The following is a 20,526-nucleotide window of genomic DNA, read 5'->3' as shown; positions in this document are numbered from 1 at the left end:
CCCGACCGCCCTCAGGCAGCCCGGCTGGGCGCTGCCCTGCGCACCACGTGCTCGGCGAGGTGCTCGGCGTCGCGCGCGACACCGGCGAAGCGCCCCGAGCCCCACGTGTGCAGCCACGGCAGGCCCAGGAAGTGGAGTCCCGGCACGGCCGTGACGCCGCGGCGGTGGGTGGGCGCCCCGGTGCCGTCGAAGACGCCGACCTGCACCCACCGGAAGTCCGCGCGGAACCCGACGGCCCACACCACCGACGCCACGCCCGCCGCGTGCAGGTCGAGGTCGACGTCCTCGTCCTCCGGCGCGGGAGGCCGCCAGACCGGCGCGTACCGGGCCTCCAGCGGAGCGTCGATCCCCTGCCGGGCGATCCACCGGTCGATGTCGTCCTTGATGGACTCGGCGACGGCGTCGGCGGCGTCCAGCGAGGCGGCCGTGGTGCGGGCGAAGCGCAGCACCGCCGACCCGTGGGCCGGGGACACGCGCTCCAGACGCCCGTGCAGGTGCAGGCCGTCGCGCGCGAAGGCCCGCAGGTCGATGTCGCGCCCGCCACCACGGCCGGTCACGTAGTGGTTGGTGGACTCGCGCTTGGACAGCCCGCCCGCGTGCGCCTCGATGCCGACGTCGTAGACGCCCATGTCGTGCAGCCACGCCACGCAGTCGCGCCCCCGGTAGCGCCGGGCCACGCGCGGCGCGCTGCCGAGCGCGAGGTGCACCTCGCGGCCGGCCAGGTGGAGGTCCTCGGCGATCTGCGCGCCGGACTGCCCCGAGCCGACCACGAGCACCGCCCCCGGCGGCAGCGCCTCCGGCGACCGGTAGGCCGCCGAGTGGAGCTGCACGACGTCGTCGGGCAGCCGCTGGGAGACCGCCGGCAGCACCGGCTGGTGGTACCCGCCGGTCGCGACGACCACCTGGTCGGCGGTGAGCGCGCCCGCCGTCGTCGTCAGCGCGAAGCCGCCGCCGGGCGCCTCGCGCAGCGCCGTCACCGCGACGCCCTCGTGCAGCGGCGCCCCGAAGGTCGCGGGGTAGCGGCTCAGCCACGCCACCACCTGGTCGCGCGTCATGAAGCCGTCGGGGTCGCCGCCGTCGTAGGCGTACCCCGGCAGCTGGCACTGCCAGTTGGGCGTGACCAGCGTGAACGCGTCCCAGCGGCGGTCGGCCCAGTCGTGGCAGGCGGTGCCCCGCTCCAGGACGACGTGCTCGACGCCCGCCCGCACCAGGTGCCAGCTCATGGACAGGCCCGCCTGGCCGCCACCGACGACGACGACGGGCACGTGCCGCCCGTCCAGCCCGTCCAGCTGCCCGCTCACCTGGGCGGTCATCGAGTGCTCCCCGGCAGCGGCGGCTCGATCGACAGCACCCGCACGACGCCGTCGGCGGAGAAGCGCGCGGCGCGGGAGCGCACCCCGGCAGCCGTGGCATGCGCGGAGGTGCAGGCCGTGCCGTACTTCGCCCGCACGCGGTCAGACGCCTCGTCCATGGCCGCGCCCACACGGGCGGTGAAGTCGGCCACCGGGTACTCGGCGCCCGGCGCGAGGTGGTCGTGGACGACGAGGCTGGGCGAGTAGCAGGCGTCGGTGCTGCCGTCCGGCCAGCGCACGCGGAAGGTGGCCTCAGGCACGGCCAGCCCCCGCGCGCTCCCAGACCGGCTCGGGCAGCGGCCCCGGAACGGCTGCCAGGGCGCTGCCGTACGCGTCGGGGCGCCGGTCGCGCAGGTGGTACATCCCGCCGCGCGCGGCGGCGAGGCCGCCGTCGAGGTCGATCGTGGCCACCGCCGTGCCCGGTCCGGTGCCGGTGTGGGCGAGCACCGCGCCACCGGGGTCGACCACCTTGGCCGACCCCACGTAGCGCAGCGAGCCGAAGGTGCCGGCCTGGTTGGAGGCCACCCAGAACAGCTGGTTGTCGAGGGCCCGGGCCCTGTCCAGCAGGTCGAACCGGTGGGTCCAGCGGTCGTCGGCGAGCACGGGCGCGGCCCCGGTGCGCGAGGCCGGCCACGCCGACAGGCTCACCACCAGCTGGGCGCCGTCCAGCGCCAGCGCGCGGGCCGCCTCGGGGAAGGCCTTGTCGTAGCAGATCTGCATCCCGATCCGGCCCACCGGCGTCTCGAAGGCGCCGAAGCCGCTGCCGGCGGCGTAGGAGAGGTGCTCGCCGAGGGGCTGGTGCACCTTGCGGTAGGCGCCGAGCACGGCGTCGCCGGTGAGGCACACCGCGGTGTTGTAGCGGGCTCCCTCACCGCCCGGACCGGGCTCGTCGGGAGCGAGCTCGCACAGGCCGACGCACAGCACGAGGTCGCCGGCGATCGCGCGCAGCCGCGCCACCTCGGGGCCGTCGAGGCGCAGAGCGGGCGGCTGGGAGCGGGAGGGCCGGGTGGGGTCGGCGACGTCGCCGTGGGAGCCGAGGGTCGACAGGTACCCGCCCATGGCGGCCTCGGGCAGGGCGAGCAGGCCGGCACCGCGCTCGCGGGCCTCGGCGACCAGGCTCTCGACCTGCGCGAAGCAGGCGTCGAGGTCTCGGGTGAAGCCGGCGGAGACCGCCGCGACGGTGAGCATCAGGGGTTCACCTCCAGGGTCGAGGTGTTCGGGACGTCCATGATCACGTCCGTTCCGGGTCGGTGGTCGTGGACGTCCCGAACAGGGGTGGCTGGGCCGAGGCCGGTGGCTCGACCTCCGGGGGCGGTGCCGGGCGTCGTCTCGCCGTCGGGCCAGCGCAGGAGCACGCCAGGGGTGTCGGCCGAGGCGGAGCGCCCGGTGAGCTCGCCGCACCGCTCGAGGCGGAAGCCGTCCACGGCCAGCAGCTCGGGTGCTGCGGCGGCGAGGTCGCGGGCGGGGTCGTCGGTGAGGAGGAACCCGGTGCCGGGGAAGCAGGTCGTCCAGTCGCCCGCCGCGGCGCCGGCGGGCCTGGGGACGGTCGCCACGTCGAGCACCGCGCCGGTGCCGCTGGCCTCGGCGAGCATCGCCAGGGTGCCGACCACCCCGGCCATCGAGACGTCCTTGGCGGCGGCCGGGCGGACCCGCCCCACGACGCCGGTCAGCGCGCGCAGCTCCTCGGGGGTGCGCGCGGTGGTGGAGTCCCACTGGCGCCCGGCGTAGCCGCGGCGCCAGCCGCCGCCGGTGTCGACGGCCAGCCACACGGCATGGCCGGGCCGGCCCCCGCCACCCGGCACGGGCTCGAGCCCGGCCGGCACCCGGCCGAGCGCCGTCGCCGACAGCGCGGCGGGCACGCCGAGCTGCGTGTGCCCGCCGAGCAGCGGAACGCCGTAGGCCTCGCACGCGGCGCGCAGGCCCGAGAGCACCCGTGCCGCGAAGGACGCGTCACGCGCCCCCACGGCGTCGAGCAGCCCCACGGGTGCTGCGCCCATCGCCGCGACGTCGTTGACGTTGACCAGCGCGGCGCACCAGCCCGCCCACTCCGGGTCCCGCTCGACCATGGACGGCACGACGGCGTCGCACGCAGCGACGAGGTCGCTGCCCGGGACGGGCGCGGAGTCGTCGCCGAGGTGGGCGCCACCGGTCAGCAGCCCCGCCAGCAGCCCGCCGAGCGGAGCCTTGGTGGCCTCGAGCAGCACCGCGGTCCTGCCGATGGGCCAGCGCACCAGCACGTGCGGGACGGTCTCGGCCCCGGGGACGACGACCTCGCGCACGCGCTCCCAGCCGAGCCGGCGGAACATCGGCTCGGCGGCGGCCTGGACCGTGGCGTCGAAGCGCAGCGCCCCAGCCGCCTCGGCGTGCGCGCAGGCGGCCCGCACGAGCGCGGGGCCGATCCTCGAGGCCCGCGCGCCGCGCGCCACCGCCAGGCGCGACCCGGCCCACCAGCCGACGTCGACCCCACCGGTGAGGTGCTGACCGGCAGGAGCGAGGCGCACCCCGCCCAGCACCCGCCCCGGAGCACCGTCGGACGCCACCTCGCGGGCCACGAGGACGACGGTGCGCGGGTCGTCGTCGACGTCGTCGGTCTCCGCCGCACCGGCGCCGAAGAGGCCCTGCTCGTCCACGAACACCTCGCGGCGCAGCCTGCGGTGGGCCGCGACGCCGGCGGCGTCGGCCACCTCGACGGACCACGACGGCGCCTCGGCGCGCGCCGGGGCCGGCACCGCGCCGAGGAGCACTCCGCCGATGCTCATGCCCCGGCCGCCTGGAGCGCGCTGCACGCCCCGCACGCCGCGCAGCCGGCCTTCTGGCCGCTGCTGAGCAGCCCGCGGGAGCGCAGGTCAGCGGCCACGCGAGCCGTGACGTCCGCCAGCACCTCGGGCGCCGGTGGACGGGCGCCGTCGACGTCCACGGCGAGCGTCCCGGCGATCGGCCGGAACGGGACGACGAACGGGTAGACGCCCATCGCCGCCAGCTCCGCGGCGCCCGCGACGAGCTCGTCGGGGTCCTCCCCCAGCCCGAGGATCAGGTACGTGGAGACCTGGTTGCGGCCGAAGAGGCGGACGCCCTCGGCCCACGCCTCGCGGTAGCGCTCCAGGGAGACCGTGGCCTTGCCCGGCATCCAGCGCCGGCGGACGTCGTCGTCGAGGGACTCCACGTGGATGCCGAGGGAGTCGGCCCCGGCGTCCCGCAGCTCGGCGAGCGCGCCCAGGTCCTCCGGAGGCTCGACCTGCACCTGGACCGGCAGACCCGGCACGGCCTCCTTGACCGCGCGCACGCAGCGAGCGACGTGGCGGGCGCCGCGGTCGCGCCCGTTGGAGGTGCCGGTCGTCATGACCACCTGGCGCACGCCGTCGAGCCGGACGGCGGCCTCGGCCACCTCCGCCAGCTGCTCGGGGCGCTTGACGGCGGTCGTGGCCCCGGCGCGCAGCGACTCCTCGATGGAGCAGAACCGGCAGCGCTGGTCCTCGGCGTACCGGATGCACGTCTGCACCACCGTGGTGGCCAGCACGTCGGCGCCGTGGAGGCGGGCGAGCTGGTCGTACCGGACGCCGTCCGCCGTGGTCAGGTCGTAGAAGCGCGGCCTGGCGACGGCCTCGGCCTCCAGGCCGGTGTCGACCCACAGCTCCTCGGCGAGGCCACCGGCGCTGCCGGCGCCGTCACCGCAGCCGGCGGACCGCAGCAGCCGGCCGTCGCGGACGAGGTACGGGCTGGTCGGGTCGATCGGCAGGGCAGCGCCCCGCCCGCCGAGGCGGAGGTGGCCGTCGTCGCTCGGGCCCGCGCCACCGCGGCGGTTCACCGGCACGCCGGTGGCGGTCCGCACGCCGCGGATGGCGACGGCGACCCTGGTGTCCAGGCTCATGAGGAGAGTCCCCGCGGCTGTGCTGGTCGGCGGGCTCAGACCATGTAGGTGCTGTTGATGATGGCGCCCTTGCTGGCGTAGTGGATGAGCGCGTCCTGCACGTCCAGCGGGTGGCAGGGGATGACGCCGGCGATGAGGTCCTCCTCGCGCAGGCCGTGCAGCGACAGCCCGAAGCGGCAGCAGTAGACGGTGCCGCCCTCGGCGATGAAGGTCTCGAGGCTGTTGTTGATGTTGTGCTCGCCCGGGAAGGCGGAGTCGCCGGTGGTCGGGAAACCGCGGGTGGCCATGCAGTTCATCGAGCCGGGGCCGTAGAAGTACAGGACGGAGTCGAAGCCCTTCCGCAGCGCGCGGGTGGCCTGGAGGATCGCCACGAAGCTCACCGAGGACTCGTGCGCGATGCCGTGCACCAGCGTGAGGTAGCTCTGCCCGGGCTCGGCCTGGTAGTCCGGGAAGATCTTGGTGGAGCCGTAGAGGTTGCTGCCCTTCTCCAGCGAGGGGTGCTGGATCTCGGCCTTCGACTTCTCGGCGGCCTCCTTGATGGCGGCGGCGGTCTCGTCGGACGTGGCGGCGGCGGTGGTGGTCATCTCGGGCTCCTCCGGTGGGTGACGGGTGGGTGTCGGGCGGGTGGGCTGGTGGTCGCTCAGCCGTAGAGGGCTGCGGCGTTCTCGGTGAGCCACAGGCGGGCCAGCTCGCCGTCCCCGGCGGCGGCGCGCAGTCGCGCCAGCTCGCCGACGGCGTCGCCCCAGGGCTCGTCGGAGGCGTAGAGCACGCGGTCGTGTCCGGTGCCGCGGCGCTGCACCTCGGCGGCCAGCCAGCGCGGCGCGAAGCCGATGGCCCAGGACGTGTCGGTGTAGACGCGCTTGCCGGCCTCGATCCAGTCGAAGAAGCGGGAGCCGATGAGCTTGATGTGGCCGCTCATGCCGCCGCCGAGGTGGACGAGGTGGATGGCGACGTGGTCGCCGTAGCGCTCCACCAGCTCACCCACCTCGTCGACGTCGGAGGCGGCGCCGGGGCTGGTGTGCACGTGGACGACCAGCCCGTGCTCGCGGGCCGCGTCGAAGACGGCGTCGAGCTGGGGGCGGCAGGCGTCGTCGGTGGCACGCCCGCCGAGCAGGAACGACGTCTTCAGCGCGACGACGCCGCTCTCTCCCGCGAGCTGGAGCGCCTGCGCCGTGAGCTCGGCGTCCTGGGGGCGCGGTGAGACCCACAGGCCGGCGCGGACCCGGTCGTCGCGGGCGGCGGCCTCGAGCACCAGCTCGTTGAGCGCGAACGACGCGGTGACGTCCGGGACGCCGTAGTTGGGGATGACGAGGGCCCGCTCGACGCCTTCCTCGTCGAGGGAGCGCAGCAGCGCGTCGACGTCGGCGACGGCGGCGGTGTCGGGGTTGACCGGCGGGCCGCCGTAGAAGGGGTGGGCGGGCAGCGCGCCGAGGTGGCGGTGGGCGTCGTGGACGCCGCTCCCCACCCCCCGGCCGGTGCCGGCTCCCCCGCTGCCCATGCCGGGGAGTCAACGAGCGGGGTGTTTCCGGTTGGTCACATCCGTGGCAACCGCTGGTTGCCAGGTCCTCTCCACGATCGGCTCCCCGCGGACCGCCACCGGAACCGCAACCGCAACCGAGCGGTCGGTTGCGGTTGCGGTGGGGCCGTGAACCGCGATGAGGCGCTCGGCTGCGGTCCCAGCGGGGAGAGGCAGGCCTCAGCCGAGCCAGGCGCGGTGGCCGCCGTGGGAGACCTCGGGCCAGATGTCCAGCAGGTCCGCGCGCAGCACGCGGACCTCGGCGCGCTGCGCGGCGTGCAGCGACCCGAGCGCGAAGCCCACCTTCGCCGCCGCGGCCGCGCTGCGCGGCAGGTGCAGCGCCCGGCTGCGGTCCGTGGCCAGGTGCGCGAGCACGTCAGCGGCCACGGCGGCGTCCTGGTGCTGCCCGAGCAGCTCGGTGACGCGCTCGACCTGCTTGGCGAACTTCTTGGCGGGCTTGCCGAGCGCCGGGGTGACGGCCTCGGCGGCGTACCGGACGCGCTTGGCGGTCTTGCGGGCCTCGTGCCAGGAGTCGTCGTCGCCGGCCATCCGCAGCTCGGTCACCTCCCGCGCCAGCTTCTTCCACGCCGTGCGCACGAGCGGCGGCAGCACCTCGCGGCACTCCCCCTCCGCGGCCTCGGTGGTCGGCGGGGCGGTCGCGGCGTCGACCAACCGGTCCAGCAGCGCCGCGTACCGCTGCGAGCCCAGCGCCGCGAGCGCCACCGCCTCGCCGTCGCGGTGCTGCTCGTCGAGGTGGGCCTGCAGCAGGCGGGCGGCGTCGGTCGCGTCGACCTCGGCCGGCAGCGCTGCCAGCGCCAGCGACAGGCGCTCGGCCAGCACCTCGCCGTCGCGGGCGGCGCCCAGCTCACCGGCCAGCCAGGCCAGCTCTGCGCGCAGGTCGTCGGCCCACTCCCGGTCGAGCAGGGGGCGGAAGACCCGCAGGCCGCTGCGCAGGCGGCGGGCGGCCACGCGCATCTGGTGCACGGCGTCGTCCTCGCCGCGGCGCACGCCCAGGTCGTGCCGCCGCAGCGCGCGGACCTGCTCGGCCGTGGAGGCGCGCACCAGGTCCGCGGCGCTCGAGCGCGGGCCCACCTCGCCGGGCTCGGGCACGTCGGGAGCGGCGGTGGCGGGGGTGCCCAGCGCCCGCCTGGCCTTGGAGACCTGGGCGCCCAGCACCGCTCCCGCGGCCACGAGCGCCTCGGAGACGGCGTCGAGGTCGGACTCCTCGCCGTCGTCGAGCAGCTCGACCTCCAGCTCGCGGAAGCGCCCGGGCACCACGCCGGCCGACCCCTCGCCGGCGCCGGACGGCACGGCCACCTCGACGTCGTCGAGGGCCGCCTCGGCCAGCGCCCGGCCCTCGGCGTCGCGCAGCACGTGCACCTCGCGGTGGGTGCGCAGCTCGGCGACCGGGCCCAGCGGGGAGATGCGCACCAGGGCCGTCACGAGCGCCGTGAGCGCGGCCGGCACCGTCGGCGGGCCGCTCTGCCCAGCGGCCTCGGGCGGCTCGCCGCCGTCGGACAGCGGCACGGACAGCTCGTCGCGGTCGGAGCTGGAGCCGACGGGCAGCTTGAGGTGCCAGCCGTCGTCGGAGCCGCCCTGGCGCCGGCGCAGCGTCACGCCCTCGCGCGCCAGGCGCAGGTCGGCGGTGTCGTAGTAGACGGCCACCATGTCGTGCGCGACCACGTCGTCCACCGAGGCGACCCGGCCGGCCCCCGCGAGGTCCGGCAGCGCCGCGTCCTCGGCGAGGGAGAACTTCCGCTCCGTCTCCCGTGAGGTGCTGACACCTCCGGTCGCACCCGCCGCTGGACCCTCGACCGACTTCCTCGCCATGTCCGTCGACCCTAGTGACGATCACCGTCACCGGCTCGTCAGGCGGCGAGCGCCAGGCTGGTCCCGTGACTGCCAGCGAGCTGGTCGACGACGTCCACTCCGCCCTCAACGCCACCCGCGTGCGCGCGGTGCTCCGCCCCCGCACCGAGCAGGAGGTGGTGGCGGCGCTGGCCCGCGCCCGCGCCGGACGGCTGCGCCTGACCGCGGCGGGTGGGCGGCACGCCATGGGCGGTCAGCAGTTCGCCACCGACGGGCTGCTGCTGGACACCGGCGGGCTCGACCGCGTGGGACCCGTCGACGCCGAGCGCGGCCTCGTCGAGGTCGGCGCCGGCGTGCAGTGGCCGCAGCTGGTGGCGGCGCTCGCCCGGCAGCAGGCGCACCTGCCGCCCAGCCGGCGGTGGGGCGTCCGGCAGAAGCAGACGGGAGCCGACAGGTTCAGCATCGGCGGCTCGGTCTCGGTGAACGCCCACGGGCGCGGGCTGGCGCTGCCGCCGATGGCCTCCGACGTCGAGTCCGTGCGCGTGGTGCTGCCCGACGGGCGCGCTGCCGACCTCAGCCGCGACCAGGAGCCGGACCTGTTCCGGGCGGTGCTGGGGGGCTACGGCCTCTTCGGCGTCGTCGTCTCGGTGGTGCTGAGGCTCGCACCGCGGCGGGTGCTCCAGCGCGACGTCGAGCTGGCCACCACCGAGGACCTGGCCGAGTGCGTGGCCGGTCGCGTCGGGGCCGGCTACCTCTACGGGGACCTGCAGCCCGCCGTCGACGCCGCCTCGCCGGGCTTCCTGCGCGACGGCGTCTTCTCCTGCTACCGCCCGGCCCAGACCGGTGGGCCCGACGAGGACGAGGGCGCCGAGGCGGTCCCCGGAGGGCAGCTGGCGCTCTCCCGCGGGGACTGGGCCGAGCTGCTGGAGCTGGCCCACCGCGACAAGCCGGGCGCCTTCGAGCGGTACGTGCGCCACTACCTGGCCACCTCCGGCCAGCGGTACTGGTCGGACACCCACCAGCTGGCCGACTACGAGGACGGCTACCACCGCCGGCTCGACGCCCTCCTCGGCGGCCCGCCGGCCAGCGAGGTCATCGGCGAGGTCTACGTGCCCCCGGCCGAGCTGGCCGGCTTCGCCCGCGCCGCTGCCGAGGACCTGCGCGAGCGGGCCGCGGACGTCGTCTACGGCACGGTGCGCTTCGTCGAGGCGGACGTCGACACCGCGCTGCCGTGGGCCCGCCGCCGCTCCGCCTGCCTGGTGCTCAACCTCCACACCGAGCACACGCCCGAGGGCACCGCGAGGAGCGCCGCGGCCTTCCAGCGGCTCATCGACCTGGCGCTCGACCGGGGCGGCAGCTACTTCCTCACCTACCACCGCTGGGCCCGGCCAGACCAGCTGCTGCGGGCCTACCCGGAGCTTCCGGCCGTGGTGGCCCACCAGCGCGAGGTGGACCCGCACGGCCTCCTGCACAGCGACTGGTACCGCGAGCACGTGCTGCCCGCTGTCGCGTCGGCGCCCTGACCGGCCTCACCGCACGTCGACGGGCGGCGGGAACCGGTGGAGGGAGCGGCGCGCGGGCTGCCACCGTGGTCCGGGTGGACCTCACCCCGCCGACCCCGCTGGACGCCCCTGCGCGTCGACCGCTGCCGGAGCCCCCGCGGCTGGACGCCGGTGGTGGCGTGCTGCTGCGCCGCCACCGCCCCGACGACGCCGACGGGATCTTCGAGCAGGGCGGCGACCCCGACATGCAGCGGTGGACCACCGTGCCGGCGCCGTACGAGCGCCAGCACGCGCAGGAGTTCCTCGAGAAGGTGGCCGCGGGCTGGGCCGACGGGTCGATGGCCGCCTTCGCGATCGAGGTCGACGGCCGCTTCGGCGGCACGGTGGACCTGCGCCTCGGCGAGGGCCGCTGGGCCGAGGTCGGCTTCGGGCTGCACCCGGCGGCGCGCGGGCGCGGCGTCATGACGAGGGCGGCGCGCACGGCGCTGCGCTGGGGGTTCGAGGAGCTGGGCCTGGTCGGCGTCCACTGGCGCGCCGTGGTGGGCAACCGCGCCTCGCGGGCCGTGGCGGAGAAGTGCGGCTTCCGCGTGGAGGGCGAGGTCCGCGGCCTGCTCGTGGCCCGCGGCCAGCGCGACGACGGCTGGATCGGCTCGCTGCTGGCCGGCGAGCTCCGCTGACGGGGCGACCGTGGACGCGGTGTCCCGGTGTGACGGTCCAGACCGGGGCGCGGCGTCCACGGTCGGTGCGGCGACCCTGCCGCCGCGCCCGCCGTCGTCGTCGTGAGCGCCTCAGAGCTGGACGACGACGGCGTCGGCCTCCACCTCGACGAGCAGCTCGGGACTGATGAGCGCGCTCACCTCGACCATGGACGTCGCGGGGCGGATCGCGCCGAAGACCTCGCCGTGGGCGCGGCCGACCTCCTCCCAGCGGCTGATGTCGGTGACGTACATGCGCGTGCGGACCACGTCGGCCAGGGAGGCGCCTGCCTCCTCCAGCGCGGCGGCGATGCGGCGCAGCGCCTCCCTCGTCTGCTCGGCCGGGTCGTCGCCGCCGACGGCGCCCCCGCCCGGCAGCGCGGCGGTGGTCCCCGCGACGCTCACCCAGGGGCCCACGCGCACCGCTCGGGAGTAGCCGACGGCCTCCTCCCACACCGCACCAGAGGAGACCAGCTGCCGCTCGCCCGTCGTCACGGGGCCATCCGACCAGATGGTCGTCGGGCGGATGTCGGAGGTCGGGTCCACGATGCGGGGGCATGAGGACGACACGCCTGTCCATCGCCTTCGACGCCGCCGACATCGCAGCTGAGAGCCGGTTCTGGGCCGACCTGCTGGACGGGGAGGTGGTGCGCACCGACCACGACTGGCACACGGTGCAGTTCCCCGAGGGCTCCGGCGTGCCGGACGTCTGCGTGCAGCTCTCCCCCGACCACGTGCCGCCGACCTGGCCCGACCCGGCCGTGCGGCAGCAGGTGCACCTCGACGTCGACGTCGAGGACGTGCGGGCCGCCGAGGAGGAGGCCCTGGCCAAGGGGGCCCGCCTGGTGCAGGAGACCGCGCCGCTCGACGCCGACGAGGGCTTCCGCGTCTACGCCAGCCCTGCCGGGCACCCGTTCTGCCTCTGCTGGGGCGGCTGATGCGACCGCGCCACCGCGTGGTCGTCCTCGACGCGTCGGACGTGCCCAGCGAGAGCCGCTTCTGGGCGGACCTGCTGGAGGGCGAGGTGGTGGTGCCGAGCTGGTCGGACGGGCGGTGGCACAGCGTGCACCTGGAGGGCCAGCCGGTGCTCGGGGTGCAGCACGCGCCCGACCACGTGCCGCCGACCTGGCCCGACCCGGAGGTGCGCCAGCAGGTGCACCTCGACCTGGAGGTCGACGACCCGGCCGCGGCCGAGGCGGAGGTGCTGGCGAAGGGCGGCCGGCTGCTGCTCGCGGCCGACGACCTGGGAGCGGCGGCGGGTTTCCGCGCCTGCGCCGACCCGGCCGGCCACCCGTTCTGCCTGACGTGGGGAGCCCAGGCCTGAGCGCCCGCGCCGACGCGGTCAGAGCCCCACGACGTGCAGGTGGACCGTGACGACGTCCCCCACCTCGACGCCCTCCGCCCGCCGGACCTCGTGCTTCAGGGGCACGTAGAACGTGCCCTCCTTCGGCCACAGCGACGTCGTGAAGTCGGTGCCGCCGAGCCGTCCTCGCACCGGGACCATCCCCCAGCCGTACGTCACGGCAGCGGCCACCTCGGCGAGCTCGGCGGCGTCGTCGTCGCCGAGGGCCAGGAAGTGGAAGGGCGCGGGGCCGCGCCAGCTGAACACCTCGCCGGTGACCTCCAGGTCCACCCGGGCGACGCTACGGGCGGCGCGCGCCCGGGCCCAGCCCTAGCGTCGGTGCATGGCCCGAGCGGACGCCGGTGACACCGAGGCGGTGGAGGGCGTCGAGCTGAAGCACCTCGACGCGGAGCTCTTCGAGGGAGCGGGCGCCACCAAGCGCGACCTGGTGGAGCACGTGCGCGCCCTGGCCGGGCCCCTGGTGGCCGAGCTGGCCGGACGCCCGCTGACGGTGACGCGGGTGCGGCCGGGGCAGCGGCCGTTCGTGCAGAAGAACCTCCCGCCCAGCGCGCCGGAGTGGATCGCCACGAAGGACGTGTGGGCCGAGGCGTCGCACCGGACCGTCAGGTACCCGCTCGCCGAGGACGGCCGCACGCTCGTGTGGCTGGCCGGGCAGCGCGCCGTCGAGCTGCACCCGACGGTGCTCGACGGCGACGGCCGGGTCACGCACCTCGTGCTGGACCTCGACCCGCCGGCTGACGCCCCCTTCAGCGCCGTGGTCGCCGCAGCCCGGCTGGTGGAGCGCGCCCTGGGCGAGGCGGGCCTCGCGGCGGCGGTGAAGACGAGCGGCGCGAAGGGGCTGCACGTGGTGGTGCCCGTGCGTGACGTCGCGGTGGACGACGCCGCTGCCGCCACCCGGGCTCTGGCCGCCCGCGCCGAGCGGCTCGGCCCGGACGTCGCCACGACGGCGTTCCTGCTGGCCGACCGCGGCGGCAGGGTCTTCCTGGACCCCACGCGCGCCGGCGGCGGCAGCCTCGCGTGCTGCTACAGCCCGCGGGTCCGCCCGGGCGTGCCGGTCTCGTTCCCCGTGCCGTGGGACGCCCTCGACGACGTCGTCCCCGGCGACGTCACCGTCCACAACGCCGCGCGGCTGGCCGCGCAGGCCGCCCCGGAGACCGGTGACCCGTGGCGCGACGCGCTGCCCGCGCCGCAGGCGCTGCCGCCGGTGCTCGTCGAGGAGGGGCGCGCGATCCCCGTGCCGCGGGTGGCGGCGATGCACGAGGGCAAGCGCCGTGCCCGCGCCCGCCGCACCCCCGCCCCGGACCAGGACCAGGGCGGTCAGGGGTAGCGGCGCACCAGGACGCGCGGGAAGCCGCCGGCCTTCGACTCCGTCGTCGTCGCGACCGTGAAGCCGGCCCCCTCGAACAGGGCCCGCGTCCCCACGAACGCCATCGTCAGGTCGACCCGCTGCCCCTGGTTGTCCACCGGGTAGCCCTCCACCGCGGGGGCGCCCTGCTCGAAGGCGTACCGCACAGCGCCCTCGACGAGCTCCCGCGCGATGCCGCGTCCGCGGTGACCCGGCCGCACGCGGACGCACCACAGCGACCACACCGGCAGGTCGTCGTGGTGGGGGATCTTCGTCGAGCGGGCGTACGGCAGACCTGAGCGCGGGGCGACGGCGGCCCAGCCGACCACGAGGTCGCCACCGCCGTCGGCCGCGGCGAGGTCGTAGGCCAGCACGCCGGGCGCCACGTCCCGCTGCACCAGCTCGCGCACGAGCTCGCCGCGCGCCGGCCCGACCAGCGACCGGTTGGTCTTCGCGTCGAGGCGGTGCGAGAGGCACCAGCACACGCTCGCCGCCGGGTCCTTCGGCCCGAGCACCGCGGCGACGTCGCCGAAGTCACGCGCTGGCCGCACCTCGATGGGCATCCGCCGACGGTACGGAGCCCCGTGGGTCGCGTCCACGGTCGATCCACGGTCGATCCAGGGTCGGGGACGGGAAAGGGGTTGAGCGCAGGCTCTTCGGCGGGGCAGCGTGGGCGTCCGTGCCCTCGCTGATGCACCGGGACCAGGTGCCCACCGACACCGCCCTCGTGCGCGCTCTCCTGGCCGAGCAGCTCCCCCACCTCGCCGGCGAGCGCGTCGAGCCCGTCGCCTCCTCCGGCACCGACCACGACGTCTACCGCGTCGGCGACCACCTCGCCGCACGCCTGCCCAAGATCGCGTGGGCCCGCGACCAGGGGCGCTCCGAGGCGCACTGGCTGCCCGTGCTCGCACCGCACCTGCCGCTGGCGCTGCCGCGCACCGAGGCGCTCGGGGCACCGGGCTGCGGCTACCCCTTCGACTGGGCGGTGGTCACCTGGCTGCCGGGGCGCCAGGCCGGCCCCGACCGCGACGGCACCGCGCAGGCCGCCGCCGACCTCGCCGCCTTCGTGACGGCCCTGCGGTCGCTGCCGCTCGACGACGACGACCGCCGGTCGGCGCCCGAGCGCGGCCCCGGCCGCCGCGGCGGTCCCCTCGCCGCTCTGGACGACGACGTCCGCGCAGCGCTGGCGGAGCTGGGCGACCGCGCCGGCGTCGTCGTCGACGGAGGAGCCCGTGCGGTGCTGCGCTGCTGGGATGCCGCCCTGGAGGCCCCCGCCCACGAGGGCCCGCCGCGGTGGGCCCACGGCGACCTGCTGCCGGGCAACCTGCTCGCGGACACCGCGACGCCGGGCCGGCTCACCGCGGTCATCGACTGGGGCGCCTTCGCCCTCGCCGACCCCGCGGTCGACCTGCTGCCGGCATGGCACCTCTTCGGCGCCCGCTCGCAGCACCACGCCCAGCACCTGTACCGGGAGGCCGTCGGCGCCGACGAGGCGGCGTGGGCGCGCGGGCGCGGCGTCGTCGTCCACCAGGCGGTGCAGGCGCTGCCGTACTACTGGGAGACCGGCCCGGGCATGGTCGCCCAGGCCTCGCGGGCGCTCTGTGCGGCGGTCGCGGAGACTGCGTGACGTGGGTGCGGCGGAGGTCCTGGCGACGGCGAGGGCGGGGCTGCAGCGCCTGACGCCGCACGAGGCCGCCGCCGCCGTGGCCGCCGGGGCGCTGCTCGTGGACACGCGAACCCCGGTGCACCGCGCGGAGCAGGGCGAGCTGCCGGGCGCGCTGGTCATCGACAGGACCGTGCTGGAGTGGCGGCTCGACCCGGCCTGCCCGCACCGGGTCCCCGAGGCGACCGGCTACGACGTGCAGGTGGTGCTCGTGTGCCGCCACGGGTACAGCTCCAGCCTGGCGGCGGCCTCGCTGCAGGCCGTGGGGCTGCACCGGGCCACCGACGTGGTGGGCGGGGTGGAGGCCTGGAAGGCGGCCGGGCTGCCCGTGGACGACGGACCTGCCGACGTGCGTCCCTGACCGGTGCTCGGGAAGTCCATGACCACGGCGGGTGGGGGTCAGCGCTGGGTGGTCTTGTACAGGCGTCCCTGCCGGTCGTACGTGGCCCACTCCCCCACCGGCTCGCCGTCGGTGAAGTGGCCCGACCGCAGCTTGGTGCCGTCCAGGCGGAACCACTCCCAGTAGCCCTCCGGCTTGCCGTCCAGCACGGGCCCGCGGGCCCGCACCGACCCGTCGCGGTGCCGCTCGACGTGCACGCCGTCGCCGCCGAACTCCTCCGCCCCGATCAGACCCGCCACCCGGTGGAGGATGCCACCCCGTCCAGCGCTGAGGCCGCCGCGGGACCGGATCCGAGACCTGCCCGGCGGCGCAGCCGGTGCTCGCTGGGCGAGGTGCCGCGCTCGCGGGTGAACGCCGCGCTCAGCGCCGACCCCGAGCCGTACCCGACCCTGCGGGCCACCGCGTCCAGCGGGGCGTCGGTCTCGTCGAGCAGGTCGGCCGCCACCGCCAGGCGCCACCGCGCGAGGTGCGCCATGGGCGGCTCGCCGACGGCCGCGGTGAAGCGGCGGGCCAGCGTCGCGCGCGAGACGCCGACCGCGGCCGCCAGCGCGGGCAGCGTCCAGCCTCGCTCCGGCTGCTCGTGGAGCAGGCGCAGGGCACCGGCGACCACGGCGTCGGCGCCGCTCCACCACCCCTGGCCGGCGCGGCGGGCGGCTGACCCCTCCTCGAGCCAGCGCCTCAGCACGGCCACGAGCACCAGGTCGAGCAGCCTGTCGAGCACCGCCTGCTGGCCGGGCGCCTCCAGCGCGGCCTCCTCGGCGAGCAGGGGCAGGTACGGGCAGCACCAGTCCTCACCGGGCACGAGGACGACGGCGGGCAGCGCGGCCAGCAGGTCCTCGCTCACGGCGCGGGCCTGCGCGTAGGTGCCGACGAGCAGCACGTCGCGGGCGGTGCGGTCGGGGGCGTTGCCCCACGCGCGCACACCCACCTCGCCCATCGCGCTCTGGGGCCCGCCGTCGGGTGCGGTGCACCGCTGCCCGGGGTGGATGACGGCCTGCACGGGCGTTCGCGCTGCGCCGCAGGGGTCGGCGGGGCGTCCGGCGCCGTCCGCGTCCGCGACGACGTAGGGCGCCGGGCCGCGCAGGACGGCGACGCCACCGGCGTCCAGCCGGTGCCGCTCCCCTCCCGCGGTGACCGCTGCCGAGCCGCGCACCACGGCGAGGAGGGTCAGCGGGGCGCGGTCGCGCACCTCCACCGCCCAGGGCGCGGCCATCGAGCACCGCAGGAGGAACGCCTCCCGGGCGCGGGGGGCGTCCAGCAGTCCGGCGACGGCGTCCACCGCTGTGACGCTAGGGCGCCGCGGCGCGGGCGTCCAGCAGCGGCGAGACGCTTGCGCACGCAGACGAGCACGTGGACCGTGGACCGTCTCACCGCGGCGCGCTGTGCTGGTCGCATGACCGCGACCGCGACCCTCACGCCGCTCCTCCTGGGCACCGCCGCCGTCGGCAGCGGGCTGGTGGGCGGTGTCTTCTTCACCTTCTCGGGCTTCGTCCTGCCGGCGCTGGCCCGGCTGCCGGCCTCGGCGGGGGTGAGCGCCATGCAGGCGGTGAACCGCGCAGCCGTCACCCCGCCCCTGATGACCGCGCTGTTCGGCACGGCCGCCGTGGCGGCGGCCGTGGCCGTGACCGCCGTCCCGGCCCTGCGCGCCGACGACGGTGCCACCCGCACCCCGGCGCTGCTGGCGATGGGCGGGGCGGCCCTGTACCTGGCCGCCGGCGTGCTCGTCACGGTGGCCGCGAACGTGCCGCTCAACGACCGGCTGGCGGGCGTCGACGCGGGCACCCCCGCGGCCGCGCAGACCTGGGAGCGCTACGTGCGGGTGTGGGGCGGCTGGAACCACGTGCGGACGCTCGGCTGCCTCGCGGCGAGCGCGCTGCTCACCGCTGCTGCTCTGCGGCCAGCAGGGCCCGCTTGACCTCCAGGCCCCACCGGAAGCCGCCGAGGCCGCCGTCGGAGCGGACCACGCGGTGGCACGGCGTGACGAGCGCCGCGGGGTTGGTGGCGCACGCCCGCGCCACCGCGCGGACGGCGGTGGGGCGGCCCAGCTCCGCGGCGACCTCGGCGTAGGAGCGGGTCTGCCCCGCGGGGATGCGCCGCAGCGCCGCCCACACCGCCGCCTGGAACGCGGTGCCGCGCACGTCGAGAGGCAGCGCGGCCGCACCTTCCGGGGCGTCACCGGCCCCGCGCGCCAGCGCCGCGACGGCGGCCACCACGTCGGTGAGCACCTCGGGCTCGTGGTCGAGGTCCGCGAGCGGCAGCTCAGCGGCCACCTCGGCGAGCAGCGCGTCGTCGTCGTCGCCGATCCGCACCGCCACCACCCCCGCCAGGGACGCGACGACGAGCACCCGACGGACCTCCACCCCGCCCACGTCGACGGGGCCGGCCGACCACAGCAGCCGCTCCCCGCTGCCCCCGGCCGCGTACTGCGACGGCGTCATGCCCAGGCGCGCGGCGCCCTGCTCGTAGAAGGCCCGCACCGAGCCGTACCCGGCGGCGAAGGCCGCGTCGAGCACCGTGCCGCCACCGGCGCGTCCCTCGCGCAGGGCCGGCCGCAGGCGCTGGGTGCGCAGCGCCTCGCCGTAGGCCCGGGGCGTGGTGCCCAGGACCTCCGCGAACCGGCGGCCCAGCTGGCGGGTGCTCCACCCGGTGAGCGACGCGAGGTCCTCCAGGGGCAGCGGCCCCCCTGCCTGGTCCATGGCGCGGCACGCCGCGAGCACGCGCTCGCCGGGAGCAGCAGCGGGGAGGGTCATCTCGAGCACCACACGAGGACGCTAGGGCGGCCCGCACCGGCGCGGCACTCCGCTTGCGGACGGCCCAGCGGGTGACGGCCAGTCGATCTCGAGTCGGTCACGGCGGCGATCCTCACGTAGCGTCGGGGCGTGACGACCCACTCGGGGGCTGGTGCAGCCGCCCCGGGGCCGTCGGCTCCGCCTCCCGAGACGCCGTCGCCCGCCACCGCTGCCCAGGCCCCCGCGACGGCGACCCGCCTGCACGGCCTGGACGCCCTGCGCGCGGTCGCCCTCGGGCTCGGCATCGTGCTGCACACCCTGGCCCCGTTCCTGCCCGGCACCACGTGGTTCCGCCCGGACCCGGTCTTCGCGCCTGCCGCGGACATCGCCACGACGATGATCCACCTGTTCCGCATGGTGCTCTTCATGATGCTCGCGGGGTACTTCGGGCGGCTGGTGCTCACGCGCCGCGGCGCCGGCGCCTACGCCAGGGACCGCGCCCAGCGGATCCTCCTGCCGCTGGCCGTGTTCAGCCCGCTCGTGCTGCTGTCGATCATCGGTGTCGAGGAGCTGGCGCGGCGCCTGCGCGGGGACCCGGACCCCCTACCGCCGCTGCCCAGCGGCATCCCGTTCTGGCTCTTCCGGGACCCGGCGCACCTGTGGTTCCTGTGGGTGCTCGTCCAGATCATCGTCGTCGTGCTCGTCGTGCGGGCCGTGGTGCTCGCCTGCGCGGGCCGCGAGCGCGCCGCCCGCTGGGCCGACCGCGCCGGCGCCGTCCTCGTGCTGCCCGGCGGCGTCGCGCTGGCCGCGCTGCCGTACCTGGGCGCGCTGCTGCTGCAGGGCAGCTCGCGGTACGGCGTGGTGCAGCCCTCCCACCTCGACGTCCTCCCCTCGACCCTCACCGCCTACTGCGGCGCCTTCGTGGTCGGGTGGCTGCTGCACGCCCGCCCCGACGCCCTGTCCCGACTCGCGGGCAGCTGGCCGGTGCACCTCGGCGCGGCCGTGGTGCTCACGCCGCTCGTGGTGCTCCTGGAGGACACCGGCCCCATCGGCGTCACGGCTCCGCTGTCGGCGCTGGCCGGGTGGTGCTGGTGCTACGGGCTCGTCGGCCTGTTCCTCAAGGCCCTGGCGGGCGGGTCGCCGGTGGTGCGCTACCTGGCGGACTCCTCGTACTGGGTCTACATCGCGCACCTGCCCCTCACCGCCGTGGTGCAGCTGCTCATCGCGAAGACCGGCTGGTGGCCGTCCGTCCAGCTGCTGGCCGCGTGGGCGGTCTCCGTGCCGCTGCTCCTGCTCAGCTACGACCTGCTGGTGCGCGGCACGTGGGTGGGCGCGTGGCTGAACGGCCGTCGCCTCGACCCGGTGCTCATCCGCCGGGCGGGACGAACTGGCTGACCCTCAGAGCGGCCCCGAGCGGGTCGCGCAGGTCGGCCGCGCGCGTCATCTCCGTCTCAGCGGTCCCGACCACCTCGCCGCCGAGCCGCTCGGCCGCCGCCGCAGCGGCGTCGCGGTCGACCACGGTGAAGGTGACCCTCCAGCGCGGGTGGTCGCCCCGGGGCACCCGCGCCGACCAGGCGACCACGTCGGCGAAGTCCTGCGGTGCGAACGCCTGCCGCTCGTGGATGCCGGGGTCCGAGGTGGTCGCCAGGTGGTGTCCGTACCCGGGCACGCTGACCGCGAGGTCGCCGCCCTCCCACAGCGCGGTGCTGCGCCACCCGAACAGGCCGCCGTAGAAGGCGAGCGAGCGCTCCGGGTCGTCGGCGAGGAGGTCGCTGAAGTTCCAGCCACCGGGCGCGTTGACGTGCTGGGCACCAAGGCGGCGGCGGGCCTGCCAGAGCCGGAACGCCACCCCGTCGGGGTCGCTGCAGGCGGCAGCTCGCCCACCGGGCCCGGCGTCGGCCGGTGGGCTCGTCACCGCTCCGCCGAGCTCGACGACCTGCCGCGCGGCCGTGTCGGCGTCCTCCACGGCCACGTAGGTGGACCACGCCGGGGTGCCGGCGGCGCCCATCGCCACCTCCGGGGAGCCGATCGCCGCCACGTCCCGGCCGTCGACGGTGGCGATGAGGTAGGAACCCGGCGCCTGGGGGGGCACCGCGTCGTGGAAGGACCAGCCCAGCAGCCCCGCGTAGAACGCCTGCGCGGCGTCGAGGTCGGCCACCTCCAGGTCGACCCAGCACGGCACGCCCTGCGGGTAGGTCCGCGGCACCTCCGCCCCGGCTTCTGCCGCGGCCTCCGTCGCGTGCTGCTCGTCCTCGGCCACAGCGCCTCCCCCGGTCGTGCGGAC

24 protein-coding genes are annotated in these 20,526 nt (G+C 76.7%); 9 read left to right on the top strand and 15 right to left on the bottom strand.

All coding sequences use genetic code 11. The features are described 5' to 3' along the window. Positions 1-11: 11 nt before the first annotated feature. From FHN55_RS12800 to FHN55_RS12765, 8 genes are all read right to left on the bottom strand, one after another. Positions 12-1,313, bottom strand: coding sequence for an MSMEG_0569 family flavin-dependent oxidoreductase (locus tag FHN55_RS12800; RefSeq protein ID WP_139712711.1), 1,302 nt, complete (start codon positions 1,311-1,313; stop codon positions 12-14). Further along, a complete protein-coding gene (locus tag FHN55_RS12795; RefSeq protein WP_139712710.1) occupies positions 1,310-1,612 on the bottom strand; it encodes an MSMEG_0570 family nitrogen starvation response protein in 303 nt (100 codons plus the stop codon). Before FHN55_RS12795 ends, FHN55_RS12800 begins: the two co-directional genes overlap by 4 nt. After that, the gene (locus FHN55_RS12790; RefSeq protein ID WP_139712709.1) at positions 1,605-2,540 is read right to left on the bottom strand and encodes a carbon-nitrogen hydrolase family protein; all 936 of its coding nucleotides are present in this window, start codon (positions 2,538-2,540) and stop codon (positions 1,605-1,607) included. The genes FHN55_RS12795 and FHN55_RS12790 overlap by 8 nt, the downstream gene beginning before the upstream one ends. Then, positions 2,540-4,111 (bottom strand): MSMEG_0567/sll0787 family protein, encoded by a 1,572-nt coding sequence (locus FHN55_RS12785; protein WP_139712708.1) that lies wholly within the window; start codon positions 4,109-4,111, stop codon positions 2,540-2,542. The genes FHN55_RS12790 and FHN55_RS12785 overlap by 1 nt, the downstream gene beginning before the upstream one ends. Then, a complete protein-coding gene (locus FHN55_RS12780) occupies positions 4,108-5,220 on the bottom strand; it encodes an MSMEG_0568 family radical SAM protein (RefSeq protein ID WP_139712707.1) in 1,113 nt (370 codons plus the stop codon). The genes FHN55_RS12785 and FHN55_RS12780 overlap by 4 nt, the downstream gene beginning before the upstream one ends. A 35-nt stretch (positions 5,221-5,255) precedes the next feature. Next, positions 5,256-5,804, bottom strand: coding sequence for an MSMEG_0572/Sll0783 family nitrogen starvation response protein (locus FHN55_RS12775; protein ID WP_139712706.1), 549 nt, complete (start codon positions 5,802-5,804; stop codon positions 5,256-5,258). 56 nt (positions 5,805-5,860) lie between these two features. After that, positions 5,861-6,718 carry an amidohydrolase family protein gene (locus FHN55_RS12770; protein ID WP_139712705.1) on the bottom strand — a complete coding sequence of 286 codons (858 nt, stop codon included), beginning with the start codon at positions 6,716-6,718 and terminating at the stop codon, positions 5,861-5,863. A gap of 198 nt (positions 6,719-6,916) precedes the next feature. Continuing rightward, positions 6,917-8,566 carry a CYTH and CHAD domain-containing protein gene (locus FHN55_RS12765; protein WP_139712704.1) on the bottom strand — a complete coding sequence of 550 codons (1,650 nt, stop codon included), beginning with the start codon at positions 8,564-8,566 and terminating at the stop codon, positions 6,917-6,919. A 65-nt stretch (positions 8,567-8,631) separates the two neighbouring features. On the opposite strand from FHN55_RS12765, the gene FHN55_RS12760 reads away from it, so the two are divergent. Next, on the top strand, positions 8,632-10,068 hold the full coding sequence (locus tag FHN55_RS12760) for an FAD-binding oxidoreductase (protein ID WP_139712703.1): 1,437 nt from the start codon (positions 8,632-8,634) through the stop codon (positions 10,066-10,068). Positions 10,069-10,142: 74 nt separating this feature from the next. Next, positions 10,143-10,724 (top strand): GNAT family N-acetyltransferase, encoded by a 582-nt coding sequence (locus FHN55_RS22740; RefSeq protein WP_180357814.1) that lies wholly within the window; start codon positions 10,143-10,145, stop codon positions 10,722-10,724. A 111-nt stretch (positions 10,725-10,835) separates the two neighbouring features. Here the strand turns inward: FHN55_RS22740 and FHN55_RS12750 are convergent, their stop codons facing one another. After that, on the bottom strand, positions 10,836-11,237 hold the full coding sequence (locus FHN55_RS12750) for a RidA family protein (RefSeq protein WP_139712701.1): 402 nt from the start codon (positions 11,235-11,237) through the stop codon (positions 10,836-10,838). A 62-nt stretch (positions 11,238-11,299) separates the two neighbouring features. Between FHN55_RS12750 and FHN55_RS12745 the strand changes: the two genes are divergently transcribed. Then, the gene (locus tag FHN55_RS12745; protein WP_139712700.1) at positions 11,300-11,680 is read left to right on the top strand and encodes a VOC family protein; all 381 of its coding nucleotides are present in this window, start codon (positions 11,300-11,302) and stop codon (positions 11,678-11,680) included. Continuing rightward, on the top strand, positions 11,680-12,066 hold the full coding sequence (locus FHN55_RS12740; protein WP_139712699.1) for a VOC family protein: 387 nt from the start codon (positions 11,680-11,682) through the stop codon (positions 12,064-12,066). Before FHN55_RS12745 ends, FHN55_RS12740 begins: the two co-directional genes overlap by 1 nt. Before the next feature lie 18 nt (positions 12,067-12,084). Here the strand turns inward: FHN55_RS12740 and FHN55_RS12735 are convergent, their stop codons facing one another. Then, a complete protein-coding gene (locus FHN55_RS12735) occupies positions 12,085-12,375 on the bottom strand; it encodes a DUF1905 domain-containing protein (protein ID WP_139712698.1) in 291 nt (96 codons plus the stop codon). A 52-nt stretch (positions 12,376-12,427) separates the two neighbouring features. Between FHN55_RS12735 and FHN55_RS12730 the strand changes: the two genes are divergently transcribed. Then, positions 12,428-13,432 (top strand): ATP-dependent DNA ligase, encoded by a 1,005-nt coding sequence (locus tag FHN55_RS12730; RefSeq protein WP_139712697.1) that lies wholly within the window; start codon positions 12,428-12,430, stop codon positions 13,430-13,432. Here the strand turns inward: FHN55_RS12730 and FHN55_RS12725 are convergent. Beyond that, positions 13,423-14,013: a GNAT family N-acetyltransferase gene (locus FHN55_RS12725; RefSeq protein ID WP_139712696.1), complete on the bottom strand. Its 591-nt coding sequence runs from the start codon at positions 14,011-14,013 to the stop codon at positions 13,423-13,425. The genes FHN55_RS12730 and FHN55_RS12725 overlap by 10 nt on opposite strands. Positions 14,014-14,129: 116 nt before the next feature. On the opposite strand from FHN55_RS12725, the gene FHN55_RS12720 reads away from it, so the two are divergent. Together FHN55_RS12720 and FHN55_RS12715 are read left to right on the top strand one after the other, a co-directional pair. Continuing rightward, positions 14,130-15,077, top strand: a complete 948-nt coding sequence (locus FHN55_RS12720; RefSeq protein ID WP_218974628.1) for an aminoglycoside phosphotransferase family protein — start codon at positions 14,130-14,132, stop codon at positions 15,075-15,077. Position 15,078: 1 nt separating this feature from the next. Continuing rightward, positions 15,079-15,474, top strand: a complete 396-nt coding sequence (locus tag FHN55_RS12715) for a rhodanese-like domain-containing protein (protein ID WP_139712695.1) — start codon at positions 15,079-15,081, stop codon at positions 15,472-15,474. 38 nt (positions 15,475-15,512) lie between these two features. On the opposite strand, the gene FHN55_RS12710 is transcribed toward FHN55_RS12715, so the two are convergent. Next, positions 15,513-15,752, bottom strand: coding sequence for a toxin-antitoxin system YwqK family antitoxin (locus FHN55_RS12710; RefSeq protein WP_218974627.1), 240 nt, complete (start codon positions 15,750-15,752; stop codon positions 15,513-15,515). Beyond that, a complete protein-coding gene (locus FHN55_RS12705; RefSeq protein ID WP_139712694.1) occupies positions 15,740-16,792 on the bottom strand; it encodes an AraC family transcriptional regulator in 1,053 nt (350 codons plus the stop codon). The genes FHN55_RS12710 and FHN55_RS12705 overlap by 13 nt, the downstream gene beginning before the upstream one ends. Positions 16,793-16,906: 114 nt before the next feature. On the opposite strand from FHN55_RS12705, the gene FHN55_RS12700 reads away from it, so the two are divergent. Then, complete coding sequence (locus FHN55_RS12700) at positions 16,907-17,428, top strand: DUF1772 domain-containing protein (RefSeq protein ID WP_139712693.1); 522 nt, start codon at positions 16,907-16,909, stop codon at positions 17,426-17,428. Here FHN55_RS12700 and FHN55_RS12695 read toward each other — a convergent pair. Beyond that, on the bottom strand, positions 17,391-18,275 hold the full coding sequence (locus FHN55_RS12695) for a methylated-DNA--[protein]-cysteine S-methyltransferase (protein ID WP_139712692.1): 885 nt from the start codon (positions 18,273-18,275) through the stop codon (positions 17,391-17,393). The two genes, FHN55_RS12700 and FHN55_RS12695, sit on opposite strands and share 38 nt — an antisense overlap. A 117-nt stretch (positions 18,276-18,392) precedes the next feature. Here FHN55_RS12695 and FHN55_RS12690 point away from each other — a divergent pair, with 117 nt between their 5' ends. Further along, complete coding sequence (locus tag FHN55_RS12690; RefSeq protein WP_139712691.1) at positions 18,393-19,637, top strand: acyltransferase; 1,245 nt, start codon at positions 18,393-18,395, stop codon at positions 19,635-19,637. Here the strand turns inward: FHN55_RS12690 and FHN55_RS12685 are convergent. Then, positions 19,609-20,502 carry a VOC family protein gene (locus tag FHN55_RS12685; protein ID WP_218974626.1) on the bottom strand — a complete coding sequence of 298 codons (894 nt, stop codon included), beginning with the start codon at positions 20,500-20,502 and terminating at the stop codon, positions 19,609-19,611. The two genes, FHN55_RS12690 and FHN55_RS12685, sit on opposite strands and share 29 nt — an antisense overlap. Positions 20,503-20,526: the final 24 nt, after the last annotated feature.

The organism is Streptomyces sp. NP160, assembly GCF_006335115.1.
Taxonomy (GTDB): domain Bacteria; phylum Actinomycetota; class Actinomycetes; order Actinomycetales; family Quadrisphaeraceae; genus Quadrisphaera.
The sequence above is the reverse complement of the archived record's forward strand: the minus strand, read 5'-3'. Positions and strand labels throughout refer to the sequence as shown.